Raw genomic sequence first — 14,777 nt, forward strand, 5'->3', positions numbered from 1 at the left:
AAATTCGGATTAAATTTGCAATCTACCTTGGCTTTGTCCCATATTATTTAGGAACATTGCAGGAAACAGAAGTCTTGCAGCCAGCAGGAGCTTTGTTTGGTGTTAATGAAACTATGACAGGAATTTTAAAACTATTAGGAAGGTAAAGATATTCAATTTTATTAGCTCTTTTTCACGTTAGGTTATAGCGTGAGTATACTAACTGATGTGATTGAAATATGCCATCGTCCGCAAAAAATCTGTGGGCCACTGGAACGTGGTGGACACGACTTAGAGCTAATAATTCCCCACTTCGTGCGTAATTATGGATCTCTAAGCTCGGTCTTCTACTAACCTTGCTTCGCAAGCTAAGTAGAATATCACCACTGAGGGCCCACAGATTTTTTACTACCGATTAAATCCTTGGTTCTAATATTATTGAACAAATTTGCAGTGTGTAGGGTTTTTTGTCTCTATATATTAAATAGAAATTTTAAATAAAAAAACTGTCGCTATTAGGTATTCCAGACATACGATTATGTTTGGATTCCTTAACAGCGGCAGTTTTTATCTGCTATCTGAATTTTATAATACTAATTGAACAAAGTAGGAGCCAGTCCGGAGCAAAAATTGGGAATGCGTTCAGCTATGAGACCATAGCGTTCCAACAGCATTCCCACTTTTTGTGGAGGACGGAAATTTAAACATGCTCACGCTATAACCTAACTTGAGAAAGAACCTTGTTAGCCAGATAGATCGAACTTTGTTTATTTTTTATTTTTAAAGATGAAGAACTTAGACAAAATATAATTGCCAACAATTGCCAAAATTTGACCAACTACTTTTGAACCAGTTCCGTTGGCACTTAATAAGGAAATACCTACCCAAAGAGTGGCACTTTCAATTAAAAACGTTAGAATTCTAGTTCCATAAAAAGCCAGCATTTCTTTAAAAGCAGTGTTAGATTTGTGACGAAAGACGATGATACGGTCAATCCAGAAACCGACTTGAACTCCTAGAAACCAAGCCACGATATTAGCAAATTGATAATTTAAATGCAGTGCATGATAGAGAATGAAAAAGGTACCAAAGTTAACAACGACTGAAAGGAGTCCCCAGAGCAAGTAACGGACAGCTTGCTTACCATTGCCTTCTTTTTCGGCAGGATCTTCCTCTATACTGAAAACTGTCCCTGCATCATTGATGCCTTCAGAAACATCATCGATAACCCTTGTTAATGGACTTTCATTAAGATCTGTTTTCTTGTTCATATTAAATCTCCCAATTTGAGCTTATATCATAATATTAAACCTTTTTAGTAGTCAGGAAACAATAAATATAAGCAAGTATTATGTAGCCAATATAGAAATACCATATATAGTGTTTGTTGATTTGACACTATACAATATGTTCCATGTGAAACAAATGCTAGCTTAAAAGTTAATTAGGGATCACTTACTTCAGAGAAGCAATGCTTCATTATAACAGAGTTTCTTTAGGATTTAGCGGATAACCTTTCGTTACCAATTTTAAATCTAAATATGCTATATTTAGTCTGCTAATTATAAGGATAGTTAATTTAAAGTGAGTAATATAAATTTGAAAATTCAATATTTAGGAGGTTAAAACTATGGGGATGATGGTGTCGTCGTTTATTTTGATTTTAGCGGCAGTTATTAGTATTTTTTTGTCGCAAGTCTTTACGAAAATTTCTGTCAGCTATATCAGTATGATAATAGGAGCAATTATCTTTTTGATTCCTAGCATAGGTAGAAATATTCAAAGTTTTAATTCTGATATTTTTATTGGCATAATTGTGGCACCATTGCTCTTTTTTGAAGGCCAAGCCACAAGATTAAATTCAGTTGGTAAAGAAATAAAGCATATTATTCAGATGACGGTAGTATTGGTTGTTTTATGTTTAATTTTTTCTGGATTTGGAATTTGGGCGGTTAGTCCGGTTATCTTGCCGTTGGCTTTCATTTTGGCAGCAATCAGTACGCCGACTGATGCTACTGCGATGGAATCTGTGACTAATGGTTTAAAGATGCCCAAAAGTGAAGGCGTCTATTTGAAAATGGAGTCGCTTTTCAATGATGCTTCAGGTATTATTTTGCTAAACATGGCAATCCTTTGGTATGTAAATGGTTATATTAATTATAGTGAAACGATTGTGGACTTTTTGATTTCTGCTGTAGGGGGAATGATTTTTGGCTTTTCTGCGGCTTGGGTTATGGTTCTTTTCAGACAAGTTCTTTTGCGAACCTCTTACAGTTCTTTAAATGCTCAGTTGCTTTTATATATTGTCACACCATTAATTTTGTATTATGCAGCGGAAGCTATACATGTTTCGGGAATCATAACAGTTGTTTGTGCAGGCTTGGTTCACAATGCTGAAGCTCAACGCAGTCGTTTTATCAATGCTCCACAGATTCACTTGGGCTTTGATTTAGTTTCAATGATTACAGAAATATTGAATAGTATTGTTTTTGTTATTTTAGGTTTTATGTTTTTACAGATCATTTCAAAGGAAAAACTTTCCTATAATTCACTGAACTGGATAATGATAGGGATAACGATGTATCTGATCAATATTGTGACCCGATACATTTATGGGAGATTGCGTTTAAAATTCAATAATCGTTCGGGATGGATTTTTTCTCTCGGAGGCGTTCATGGAGCGGTTACGTTGGCTTTAGCCTATACATTGGCTGAATATCACGTTAAGGCTGAAGATTTTAATTTGGTTTTATTTTCAGAGAGCATCTTAATTATTTTAAGTTTAATAGTACCAACGATTGTTTTCCGGTTTCTTTTGAAAAAAGATGTGGCTGAAAGTGAAATTGAGGTTGAGGTAGATAAAATTAGAATCAATATGGTTCACAAAGCCATAGATACGGTGGAAAAAATGTATCTGCCAGATAATGTTAAAAAATCAGTAATCTTTGATTTAATGTCGCAAAAACAAAAAACTAGAACAAGAGATTTTGTAAAAGCTTGGTTAGACGTTGTACGCCATCCAGAATTTACTGGCGCTGAAAAGGAACTGGAAATGCGTGCGTTCATGAATGCTTTGGCTCAAGAACGTGAATATTTGGATATGATCTCTCAAAGTGAAGTCAAATATCAGAGCTATGTATTTGATCTATATAATGAAGTTTTAATGGCGGAATCTCTGGTTATTGGTCCGACTGTTTTAGATGAGAATGATGATTGATTTAAAAATTAATAAGTCTCAAAAAAGCTGAGTGAGTTAACTATCTAGTTAATCACTTAGCTTTTTTTAAGTAGATATTTGCATTATGCACCTAACGGTGTTATTTTAAATACGTGCTAAATGCACATATATTATTAAAAATAAAAACTTAAATAAAGAAGGAATTTTATATGAAAGCTGCAATTGTTAAACAAGCTGGAACAAATCCAGTCTATGAAAGTTTTAAAGAACCAATTGCTCAAGCTGAAAATGTCAAAATTGACGTTACTGCAGCTGCTTTGAGCAATTTAACTAAGATGCAAGCAACTGGAAAGCATTATTCATCCAAGCAAGATTTTCCACTTGTCGCAGGAAATGACGGAGTAGGGATTTTAGATGGACAAAGAGTTTATTTTGCTTCGCCAACTATGCCTTATGGATCACTGTGCGAACGAACTTTAGTGAATAAAAAGCTAATTATTCCTTTGCCAGAAGGAATTGACGATATTACCGCAGCTGCTATTGCTAATCCTGGGATGTCGTCATGGGTTGCTTTAAACAGTCGAGCTCATTTTAAGGCTGGACAAACAGTATTGATAAATGGAGCTACAGGTAGTGCCGGTAGTTTAGCTGTCAAAATTGCTTATCATTTAGGAGCTAAAAAAGTAATTGTGACTGGTAGAAATGCTGATAAATTAAGCAAATTGGCCGCTGATGAAATGGTGCCCTTTGATATGACTGTACCTAACGGTTCAGAAGAATTTACTAATAAGTTGATCCCATACTTTTCTAATGGAATTGATGTGGTTTTAGATTATCTTTGGGGTGACAGTTCTTTAGCAATTATGAAGGCCGTTGCTGCCTCTGATGCTAAAAATGTTACTCGCTTCGTCAGTATTGGGGCAGCTAGTGGTCAACGAGAAATAACTTTGCCATCGGCAATCTTACGTTCTTCGAAAATTGAAATTCTTGGCAGTGGATTGAAGAGTGCCTCTATTTCAGAATTATTATCTGGAATTAAAGGGGTTTTCGATTGGGCAGCTAAGGAACACATTACAATTCCTACAGAGACTTTTGATTTAGAAAATATCGCTGCCGCTTGGCAAGCTCCATTAACGCCAAGAGCTGTCGTGAAGGTGCAATAATGGAAAATGAATTGATTAAAGCACTCGTGACGATTGTGGCATTTTTTAACCGTACAGATCGTGATAAAGCCTTTGTTAAAGATGCAAATATTGATCTGGAAGCAACATCTTTTCAATTATTTGTGACAATAGGTCGGATGCAGCCAACGAATGTGAGTGATTTAGCTAATATTCTTGGTAAAAGTCATTCAAGTATTAGTCGTCAAGTGGATAAACTGGAAAATCATGGTTTAATTTTGACAAAAGATGCTGATAAAGATGCCCGAATTCGAGTAATTGAATTATCGAAATTAGGAGAGGATATTACCAATACTATTAATGAGACTCGTTTGAAAAAAATTCAGACAGGATTAGACGATTGGACTGAAAATGAGAAACAACAATTATTGGAAAGCTTAAATCATTTGGCTAAAACTTTAAAACAAATGGATTAGTAAAAAGAGAGCGGAGTAAAATATGGTCAGCTTCCGAGTATTAAAGTGAAAAAAAGACGACAACTCGAGTTTGAGTTGCCGTCTTTTTGATGCAAATTTAGTAAATATGTCTCAAAATCTTTTATTTGCGGTAGTAATTTAAAATGATATTAGTTATTTCCTGGCTGTTGTCTAATGGTAAAACATGTTCGCCATCAATAATTTTATATTCAAAAGTATTATTCACATATTTAACTGATTGAGACATTTGAGACTCACTCAAGTAAGGATCATTTTTGCCATAAATACCTAATACAGGGATGTCAGTTTTAGGTAGTTTAGTTTTGTTAGCAAATTTAGGATTTAAATTAGCTCTATACAAATTCAAAGCGGCCGTAAAACGACCTGGACGACTTAAATCGGAAATATAGTGTTTATCTAATTCTGAATGGTTGCGGCAGAATAGTCTAAGTGTTGCCCAATCATTTTGTGAAAACATTTTTTCTGCAAAACCTTCGGTTTGAAAAGCCATAGTATACCAAGCCTTTTGCTTCTGCCCAAAGCCACCGTCGAGTGCATAGGCATAAGGATTTCCAACTGACAGAGCTACATAAGAAGAGAATTCTTTAGGGAAAAATGAGGCTAAAGTCCAGCCAATATTAGCACCCCAATCGTGGGCAATCAATTTCATGGGTTTTTCAATTCCTAGGGAATGCTTCAATTCTAAAATATCTTTAGCTAATTTGTCAGCACGATAATTTTCTACTCCTTCAGGGGCCTCAGATTGTCCAAAACCACGTAAATCTGGAGCAATAGTGCGATAACCATTCTTGTTGAGAATGGGGATAACTTTTCTCCAAACGTCGCCTGAATCGGGAAATCCATGCAATAACATAATTGACTCGCCTTGGCCCTCATCGTAATAGGCCATTTTAATTTCTGATAGTTGTATAATTTTTCTGTCCAATATGATCAACTCCTTATGCTAGGAGTATACGATGTCGTTGAGTTAGTTTTCATTACCCAAAAGTCTAGTTGTGGGTAAATTAGTCAAATAATTTTTGGTGAAACCAATCAGATCATAAAATTGATTTATTAAGTCACTTTCGTTAGTGGGACATCCTTTCAAAAGCCAATTTTTAATCAACCCGGTCCATCCGTTGGCGTAAAAACGAGCGTAAAAGTTCAGATCAACTTGAGATTTGTCAGTATTTAAATCAATAAAGAGTGTCGAAAAATGTCTTTGCATATGATCTGTAAAGATTTTTTCCCATAAACTATTGTCGTTATTGAGACAGTGCTGATAAAATCTGTTTTTATTTTTCAGGATAGTTAACATTTTTCGAGCATTATTGGGCCACGTGACTTGCACATTTTGAGAGACAGGAAAAGTGTTTTGTAAATCTCGTAGATAAATAAATTTCAATAATTCGTATTTATCATCAAAGTAATAATAGAATAGCTTTCTATTAATATTTAAATTATTGCAAATATTACTAATATGAATTTTTGAAAAATTTTCTTGATTGGTTAACCGGATAAATTCATTGATAATTCTATCCTTATTGTTAGTTTCCAAAGCAAAATCTCCTAATGAAGGATTCTTTAAACTGATGTTAAAATTAGTTTTTCAAGTTGCACCTATTTTAAAAGTGGCTTTTAATTATGGTAACAGAACAGAGAAAATGGGGTAACTAATTATAGATAAGAAGAGTTTACGTAAACAACAGATCAAACGATTAAGTAAGAACAAACAACAGACTGCTGAAGAGGGGAAAAAGTTGTTACACAACCTAATGCAAACAGTTGAATGGCAAAGTGCAAAAACGATTGCTACAACAGTTAGCAATTTGTTTGAAGTTCCTACTGAACCAATAATTCAAGCAGCTATAAAAGCGGACAAAACAGTTTATCTACCTAAAACAATGCCACATCGGCAAATGGCTTTTTTACCATTTACTAGTTATGAAGATTTAGTTATTAGTGATTTTGGTATTCCTGAACCAGTGTATGAGCTTCAATTGGTTAATCAACGGCCCGATTTAGTATTGGTTCCAGGACTGGCTTTTGCTGATGATACAAATTATCGAGTAGGATTTGGTGGCGGCTATTATGATCGTTTTTTGGCCGAGTATACAGGCAAAACGATTTCCTTAGTTCCAACAACCATGTATTTTGACCGTACTGATTGGGAAGTTGAAGAGTACGATATTAAAATAGACAAATTAATCTACGCTGAATAATTTGTCTACTTTTATAAAAGAATGCTACTTATAAAATATTTTAAAAGATTCGAATTGCTGTAAAAACTAAGGCAATGATGTTAGTATAAGCAATTGCAAAATAAAAAGACTGTTTATTGTTTTGAATAACAGTCTTTTTTCCAAGCATTGAGTGGTATTTCAATAATTTGTTGTAAATTAAAGCACTAAAAAACCGATTATGATTTAATCATAATCGGTTTAAGCGTGAATCGCTAATGGGTGGTTGGGGGATCGAACCCCAGACCCACGGATTAAGAGTCCGTTGCTCTGCCAGCTGAGCTAACCACCCATGTATCTTGCGTTGATTGCTTATCTCTCTCAACCAACGAGATATATAATACCATACGCTTAAAATTAATAGCAAGTACTTTTTTAAAAAAATACAAAAAAAGTTAAGGCAGCTTTATGCTGGTTTTGTTTTAATAAGTAATAACTTGTATAATATTCATGTCAAGGAGATAAATTATATGGCTAAAAAAATTCTAGTAGTAGATGATGAAAAACCAATTTCCGATATTGTTAAATATAATTTGGAAAATGAAGGCTACGAAGTCATAACTGCTTTTGATGGACAAGAGGCTTTGGATAAAGTAGAAGAAGATGATCCAGATCTAATTTTACTTGATTTAATGCTTCCAGTTATAGACGGTCTTGAAGTAGCAAGAACTATCAGAAAAACAAAAGACACTCCAATTATTATGTTGACGGCTAAAGATACTGAAATTGATAAGGTTATTGGCCTAGAACTTGGGGCAGACGATTACGTTACAAAGCCATTTTCTAATCGTGAACTGGTTGCTCGTGTCAAAGCTCGTTTAAGAACACAGACACATGCACACAGCGAAGACGCTAAAAGCAGCGAGATTAAAATTGGCGATTTAACGATTCTCCCCGATGCTTATACCGTAACGAAGAATGGTAAGGAAATTGAACTAACACATCGTGAGTTTGAATTATTGCATTACTTAGCTCAACATATCGGTCAAGTGATGAAACGTGAACATTTGCTTCAAACGGTCTGGGGTTATGATTACTTTGGTGATGTTAGAACGGTGGATGTTACTGTAAGACGTTTGCGTGAAAAAATCGAAAATAATCCTAGTCAGCCGGAATGGTTGATGACTCGTCGTGGAGTAGGGTATTATTTGAGAGATCCTGATGGCGAATAGCTTTGAGGTTATTGTCATAATTAAATAAAAAAATTAAAAAACTGGTTTGTTGATATGAAAAACAAGTCAGTTTTTTTGTTATCTTCATAGCTGTATAATAAAACTAAGTCTGTAATATTTAGGTGGAAATATTGTGAAAAATAGATTTGTCTTTTTACATTCGATTAATTTCAAAATCGGATTATCATTTATTTTAATTTTAATCGTTACAATTGAAATCATTGGGGCTTATTTTGTACGACAACTTGAGGATCAGAATGTTGCTAATTTTGAAACATCTGTGCAAGTGCCTGCATATACGATCAATCAAATTTCAGAAAATTTAACGGATAATGATCAACATACCCGGGAAAATATCGGTAACGCAATTCAGGATTATACTCGAGTCAGTACCGATATCACCGATGTACAGGTAATTGATCGAAGCGGGATCATTGTTGGGGCCAAGGATTCTGAGGGTACTAATATTATCGGAACGCAGACTTTGAAAGATAATATCAAACAAAGTATTAAAAATGATAAAAAAATTACCCAAATCTATTACGAGAAGGATAATGGTAGTTCTTATGAATCAATCGTGCCGGTTACTTCTCCAGACAACAGTACAGTTGTAGGGGCAATTTATGTTCGTGCCAGCATGGAATCGGTTTATACCGGCATTAATAATATTATTTTGATTTTCCTAACTGCGTCATTAGTGGCTGGTTTATTAGGTGCCGTTATTGCAATTTTCATTTCTCGAGCAATTACTCGACCAATTGATGAAATGAAGCAGCAGGCGGTTCGAATGGCTGAAGGTGACTATTCTGGTCAGGTTCGAGTTTATTCCCCTGATGAATTGGGACAATTGGCTATGGCAGTTAATGATTTATCGGTCAAGGTTGAAGAGGCTACAGAGAATTCAGAGTCCGAACGACGAAGGCTAGATAGCGTTCTAACCCAAATGTCTGATGGTGTTATTGCAACGAACCGTTTGGGTAATATCACAGTTATCAATGAAATGGCACAAGAATTTTTGAACACTGATGAAGATGAAGCTATCGGACAGCCATTAGTTGATATTTTGGGAATTCAGGATCGAATCAGTTTTGATGATTTGCTAGAGAGTCCTGATCCAATGGTCATTGAGACTAATGAAGATGATGAAGATTATGATGAGAACGATGATAATTCATTAATCTTGAATGCAGATTTCTCATTGATTCAACGTAATAGTGGCTTTATCAGTGGTATGGTTTGTGTTCTACATGATGTGACTGAACAACAAAAGATTGATGGTGAACGTCGCCAATTTGTTTCCAATGTTTCTCATGAATTGAGAACGCCGCTTACAAGTATCAGCAGTTACATTGATGCCTTGAATAACGGGGCTTGGAAAGATCCTAAATTAGCACCTCAATTCTTGGGTGTGACGGCAGAAGAAACTGATCGGATGATTCGTATGATCAAGGATCTTTTGAGCTTGTCGCGAATGGACCAAGGACGTTCTAAGCTGGATAAAGAATTAGTTAACTTTAACGAATTCTTCTCTTATATTTTGGATCGTTTCGATATGATGCTGAAAAAAGAGAAGGCTGATGCTAAAGAAGATGATACGAAGGTTGTAAAAAATTATCGTATCAAGCGTATCTTTACTAGCAAAGATCTATGGGTTGAAATCGATACCGATAAGATGACTCAAGTGATTGATAATATTATGAACAATGCTATTAAGTATTCACCTGATGGCGGTGTGATTACTTGTCGTTTGTTGGAGACTAATAAGCATATTATTATTAGTATTTCTGATGAAGGTCTAGGTATTCCACGAAAAGACATCAAGAAAGTCTTCGATCGTTTCTATCGTGTTGATAAGGCACGTTCTAGAAAACAGGGTGGTACTGGATTAGGTCTCTCTATTTCTAAAGAGATCGTAGAGCAACATAAAGGAAGAATTTGGGTCAATAGTGCTGAAGGTAAGGGATCAACGTTCTATATTTCCTTACCATTTGACCCTAATGAAACAGGAGGAGAATGGGATGAAGTTTAGTCGTTTAATCGTCCAGTTACTATTGGTTGTAGCTGTGATTACTAGTATTGTCCTATCCTTCTTTATTTGGACAAATACAGCTCGTTATCAACGGGGCCGAAATATTGATGTTACTTCGGCTGATTCGAATAAAAATGAAGTACCAATGAATCAAGTTATTAGTCCGACTTCAGTAATTTGGCATGATGAGACTGATCAACATTTAATTTATAACAGTAATGAAAATATTTCTTTGAGCGTTCAAAAAGTTATGCAAGATTGGAAGATTGCTACGCCTAAGTTAGTTTCTAAAAAAGACGGAGCTTATTATCAAAAGGTTATTCATGGCAAGAATATGCTGCAGTTAGTTTATCCAACATCTATAGCAACAAATGTCTTCGGGTATTTATTGAATAACGATAGTCTCAAAGGTGAAAAAGAAGACCAATTTAATCGAATCTTGATTAATTTGAAAGATAAAAAAGATCAGAACATTTATTTAGCTAACGATAGCAATTATGCTGTTTATAAGGCTAAAGTGAAAAATGCTTCTTCAGTTCCTTTAACCAAATTAGTAAAGAAAGCTAATATTAATCTAAAAGTACGATTGAATATTATGAAACATGGTGTCTTTACATTTTATGTCGATCCAATTAAATTAAAAGGATATTCTTATGTTATTAGTGGTAAACAAGACGGCGAATACACAACGGCCTTGTTTGATTCGAATACTAATGGATTAGTAACGTCAGAGGATAATGGTGTTTATTCGTACAATTATGGCGAATCCAAACGTTTGACCTCAGATCATAATACAGAGGAATTAACGTTCGAAGACTATACTGATACGTCAGTTCCTAAGACCCAGTTGGCTTTCTTGCAGCGAGGTTATCAAAAAATCATTAATTTACAGGATTCAATTACCAACCTGCGACTTTATAACGCTGATTGGAAAAATAAAGATTTGATTTTTAGAGAATACGTTGAAGGTTTCCCAATTTTTAAGAAGAGTCAATTTGGTTCAATTAGAATCAAATTCAGTCGTAAAGGGAGTACTGAGCATTTCTTGAATAAAGTTTTGGAAGTTCCAGTTCCTTCAAATCAAGCAGCAACTACTTTGAAATCAACTAATGAAATATTCAAGGGTTTGCAAAGAGTAGGATTTTCGCCAAATGATGTTCAGGCTGTCGAGGTTGGCTATCAATGGGAAGCTGAGTCGGACAATGAAAAGGTAGTTGATTTGAAACCTACTTATTACATTAAAATCGATGGACATTGGAAACCATATAACGAATGGACAAATGAATCTGCGGAGGAAGATTAAATGGATTTTAAAAGAATTGAAGTTATATTCTTAATAGTATTCTTCTCACTAGATATCTTTTTGTTCTTGTCTTTTCGCAATAGTCAGCAATTGGTTAGTAGCTCAAGTACTAATACATCAACGATTACCGAAATGAAGAAACGAAATATTACCTTTGGCAATCTCGATACTAAAAATGGCTATGCCTATTATTTAGGCTCACAGCCAGATGAAGCTTTAGCTCAAAATGTTGGTAAGCTACGTAATCAAAAAGTTTCCTATGAAGATACTAATCGCAGTATTTCTAGTACTTTAAGCAATCCGATTAAGATTACGTCAACTGACAAGGTAGCCACTATGAATAAGTTCATTAAAAAAGAGAGTAATGTCTTATTTGGGAAAGATTATAAGTATTCACCTCAATTATCGTCTGGTTCTCAAATGGTCTATGTGGCGGTAAGCGGATTAGGAGAAGTTTACGATAAAACAGCACAGCTTACCTTTTCCGTTTCCAATAATGAAGTGGTAGGTTATACTCAGACTTATGTAAAAACATTGATAATTTTGCATGAAAAGCAAGCTATCAAGAGTGAAAAAGATATCATTACTAATCTTTATGCTAATTCGGAAATTCCTAATAATTCTCGGATAGCTTATGCCAACTTAGCTTATACAAAATTGCTTGAAGCCAAGGATAGTACGATTTATATTCCAGTTTGGTTTGTTACAATTAAGAATAAAGATAGTAAAGTTGTCACTGTGAAAAAGGTTAATGCCTTTACTGGCAACATAATAAAGAGTTCAACAAATGGAGATAGTAGTTACAATGCCCAAGGATGATAGATTAAAGATCAGTGTGCTAGCAAGCAGCAGTTCCGGAAATGCTACTTATATTGAAACGCCCAAGCACCATGTCTTAGTAGATGCTGGGTTATCTGGTATCAAAATAAAACGAGCAATGGAAAGTATTGGCAAAGATATCAATACGGTCGATTCATTGTTTGTAACCCATGAACATACTGATCATATAAAGGGAGTCGGTGTTTTAGCACGACGCTACAATCTCAACGTTTATGCTAATGAAAAGACCTGGGAAGCAATGATGCCTAAGATTGGCAAGATTCCTGAAGATGAGATTCATATTTTTGATCACAATAAGGTTATGTCGTTAGATGATTTAGACATTGAAAGTTTTGCGGTTTCACACGATGCTGCTGACCCACAATTCTATAAGTTTTATCATAATGGCAAACAATTCGTTATCTTGACAGATACAGGGTATGTTTCTGAGCGCATCCAAAAAACAATTGAAAATGCAGATGGCTATTTGATGGAATGCAATCATGATATTGAAATGTTGCGGGATGGAATTTATCCATGGCCTTTAAAACAACGAATTTTAAGTGAAAAGGGTCATTTGTCTAATGAAGATGGTGCCCATACCTTAATGGACGTGATAGGTAATAATACAAAACAGATTTTTTTAGGACATCTTAGTCATGAAAATAATACTAAGGCTGTAGCTCGAAAAGAAGTTACTCAAGTATTGGAAGATCATGATTTTGGCGTAGGGAGCGATTTTAAAATCAACGATACTGACCCTGCTATAGCTGACCTGTTGATTGCTTTATAATTAAATCACAAGTCTTTCATAGTTTTTTCATAATTCAAAGGTATATTAGAATTAGTAAATGTGTGGGGAAGTGAAAATTGTATGAATAATGATAAGAATGACAATTCTGATTCAAGAGTTGAAGAAAAAAGGCGAGGTTCAAAAATGAATTCCGGAAATAATTCTTTGCTCAAGACCGGGATCGTAGCATTTATCTCGGCTGCTTTGGGTGTAGTAATTGCCTTTGCAGGCTTTACATACTTTAATAACAATGCATCTGATACTGCTTCAACAGGCAATACTGCCGGTACAACCCAAGTAAGCAATACCAAGGTTAATGCATCTAGTTCGATGTCCGGCGCTTATAAGAAGGTTAATGGTGCGGTTGTTTCCGTAATTAACTTGCAGAAACAAAAAGAGCAGAGTTCTAGTGACGGCAGTATATCATCGATTTTTGGCGATTTGTTTGGCGATAGTGGTTCATCAAGCAATTCACAAACACAAAATCAAGCTGATGAAAATGGAAGCGACAATAGTTCTAGTTCAGACTCGAATTCTAACTCGTCTAATTCCAATTCATCAAACAGCAACCTACAGGAATATAGCGAAGGTTCAGGTGTGATTTATGCCAAACAAAATGGTAAAGGTTATATCGTAACTAATAATCACGTAGTTGCAGGTTCTGATTCTTTGGAAATTATTCTTGAAGATGGAACTAAAGTTTCTGCCAAGTTAGTTGGGACTGATTCAACAACTGATCTAGCGGTTTTGGAAATTGCTGGTAATAAGGTTCCTGCTACAGCTTCATTTGGCAACTCGGATAATGTTTCTCCTGGTGATCCAGTAATTGCCATAGGATCTCCTTTAGGTAGTGAATATGCGACAACAGTTACCCAAGGTATTATTTCAGCTACTAATAGAACTGTAACGACTCAGGATCAAAGTACTGGACAAGCTACCGGAGAGGCAACTGTTATCCAAACCGATGCTGCTATTAATCCTGGTAACTCTGGTGGACCATTGGTTAATGCCGCTGGTCAAATTGTTGGTATTAATTCGATGAAGCTTTCTTCAGGTACTGATGGAACATCAGTTGAAGGAATGGGCTTTGCTATTCCAAGTAACGAAGTCGTTAAGATTATTAATCAATTAGTTGCTAACGGTAAAGTTGAAAGACCATCATTAGGAATCAAGGTCTTAGATCTTGATCAAATCACAGACGAATCACAATCAAGCTTGAAGTTACCAAGCAGCGTCACAAAAGGTGTAGTTGTTTACAGTACAACTTCAGGATCTGTTGCTAAAGCAGCTGGGATGAAGAAATATGATGTGATTGTTAAGTTAGGCAATAAGGATGTAACTTCTGTTGCAGACTTACACACAGCCTTATATTCACATTCAGTTGGCGATACAGTTAATGTTCAATATTATAGAAATGGTAAATTGAACACAGCTAAAGTTCATTTAAGCAAGGAATCAAATAATTAGATAAACTAAGAAAAAGGGCGTGAAACCAAGTAATCGTGGTTTCACGCCCTTTTTTGAACAATTTTCCTAATTATACGAATTTTTTTCGACTTTTCAGAAAACTAATTAACAGAAAATATCCACAGCTGTTTATAACTTGTGGATAAGTTCCGAAAATTTAGAAAAAACGCTGTAGAAAAGTTATCCACAGATTTACCCAC

General features: G+C 35.1%; 13 protein-coding genes and 1 tRNA gene. 10 read left to right on the forward strand and 4 right to left on the reverse strand.

The window, feature by feature from the left end; genetic code table 11:
- Positions 1-746: 746 nt before the first annotated feature.
- Positions 747-1,250 carry a GtrA family protein gene (locus FD26_RS03515; protein ID WP_057867059.1) on the reverse strand — a complete coding sequence of 168 codons (504 nt, stop codon included), beginning with the start codon at positions 1,248-1,250 and terminating at the stop codon, positions 747-749.
- A gap of 359 nt (positions 1,251-1,609) precedes the next feature.
- On the opposite strand from FD26_RS03515, the gene FD26_RS03520 reads away from it, so the two are divergent.
- The 3 genes from FD26_RS03520 to FD26_RS03530 all read left to right on the forward strand — a co-directional run bounded on the left by FD26_RS03520 (position 1,610) and on the right by FD26_RS03530 (position 4,754).
- Positions 1,610-3,196 (forward strand): cation:proton antiporter, encoded by a 1,587-nt coding sequence (locus tag FD26_RS03520; protein WP_057867060.1) that lies wholly within the window; start codon positions 1,610-1,612, stop codon positions 3,194-3,196.
- A gap of 170 nt (positions 3,197-3,366) precedes the next feature.
- Positions 3,367-4,320 (forward strand): quinone oxidoreductase family protein, encoded by a 954-nt coding sequence (locus FD26_RS03525; protein ID WP_057867061.1) that lies wholly within the window; start codon positions 3,367-3,369, stop codon positions 4,318-4,320.
- Entirely contained in the window at positions 4,320-4,754 is a 435-nt protein-coding gene (locus FD26_RS03530) for a MarR family winged helix-turn-helix transcriptional regulator (protein WP_057867062.1), read from the forward strand. Before FD26_RS03525 ends, FD26_RS03530 begins: the two co-directional genes overlap by 1 nt.
- A 121-nt stretch (positions 4,755-4,875) precedes the next feature.
- Here the strand turns inward: FD26_RS03530 and FD26_RS03535 are convergent, their stop codons facing one another.
- Complete coding sequence (locus FD26_RS03535; protein WP_057867063.1) at positions 4,876-5,700, reverse strand: alpha/beta hydrolase; 825 nt, start codon at positions 5,698-5,700, stop codon at positions 4,876-4,878.
- A gap of 42 nt (positions 5,701-5,742) precedes the next feature.
- Positions 5,743-6,312, reverse strand: coding sequence for a TetR/AcrR family transcriptional regulator C-terminal domain-containing protein (locus FD26_RS03540; protein ID WP_057867064.1), 570 nt, complete (start codon positions 6,310-6,312; stop codon positions 5,743-5,745).
- Between the two features lie 118 nt (positions 6,313-6,430).
- Here FD26_RS03540 and FD26_RS03545 point away from each other — a divergent pair, with 118 nt between their 5' ends.
- Positions 6,431-6,976: a 5-formyltetrahydrofolate cyclo-ligase gene (locus FD26_RS03545; RefSeq protein ID WP_057867065.1), complete on the forward strand. Its 546-nt coding sequence runs from the start codon at positions 6,431-6,433 to the stop codon at positions 6,974-6,976.
- 237 nt (positions 6,977-7,213) lie between these two features.
- Here FD26_RS03545 and FD26_RS03550 read toward each other — a convergent pair.
- Positions 7,214-7,286: transfer RNA gene (locus FD26_RS03550), tRNA-Lys, on the reverse strand.
- 178 nt (positions 7,287-7,464) lie between these two features.
- Here FD26_RS03550 and yycF point away from each other — a divergent pair.
- From yycF to FD26_RS03580, 6 genes are all read left to right on the forward strand, one after another.
- Entirely contained in the window at positions 7,465-8,166 is a 702-nt protein-coding gene (yycF, locus tag FD26_RS03555; RefSeq protein ID WP_057867066.1) for a response regulator YycF, read from the forward strand.
- A gap of 133 nt (positions 8,167-8,299) precedes the next feature.
- Positions 8,300-10,195 carry a cell wall metabolism sensor histidine kinase WalK gene (gene walK, locus FD26_RS03560; protein WP_057867067.1) on the forward strand — a complete coding sequence of 632 codons (1,896 nt, stop codon included), beginning with the start codon at positions 8,300-8,302 and terminating at the stop codon, positions 10,193-10,195.
- Complete coding sequence (locus FD26_RS03565) at positions 10,185-11,498, forward strand: YycH family regulatory protein (RefSeq protein WP_057867068.1); 1,314 nt, start codon at positions 10,185-10,187, stop codon at positions 11,496-11,498. Before walK ends, FD26_RS03565 begins: the two co-directional genes overlap by 11 nt.
- Positions 11,499-12,317 carry a two-component system regulatory protein YycI gene (locus tag FD26_RS03570; RefSeq protein WP_057867069.1) on the forward strand — a complete coding sequence of 273 codons (819 nt, stop codon included), beginning with the start codon at positions 11,499-11,501 and terminating at the stop codon, positions 12,315-12,317.
- Entirely contained in the window at positions 12,286-13,110 is an 825-nt protein-coding gene (locus FD26_RS03575) for an MBL fold metallo-hydrolase (RefSeq protein ID WP_057867070.1), read from the forward strand. The genes FD26_RS03570 and FD26_RS03575 overlap by 32 nt, the downstream gene beginning before the upstream one ends.
- 81 nt (positions 13,111-13,191) lie before the next feature.
- On the forward strand, positions 13,192-14,577 hold the full coding sequence (locus tag FD26_RS03580) for a S1C family serine protease (RefSeq protein WP_082596222.1): 1,386 nt from the start codon (positions 13,192-13,194) through the stop codon (positions 14,575-14,577).
- The last annotated feature ends 200 nt before the right edge of the window (positions 14,578-14,777 follow it).

It is taken from the genome of Companilactobacillus crustorum JCM 15951 (genome assembly GCF_001434585.1).
GTDB classification, from domain to species: Bacteria; Bacillota; Bacilli; order Lactobacillales; family Lactobacillaceae; genus Companilactobacillus; species Companilactobacillus crustorum.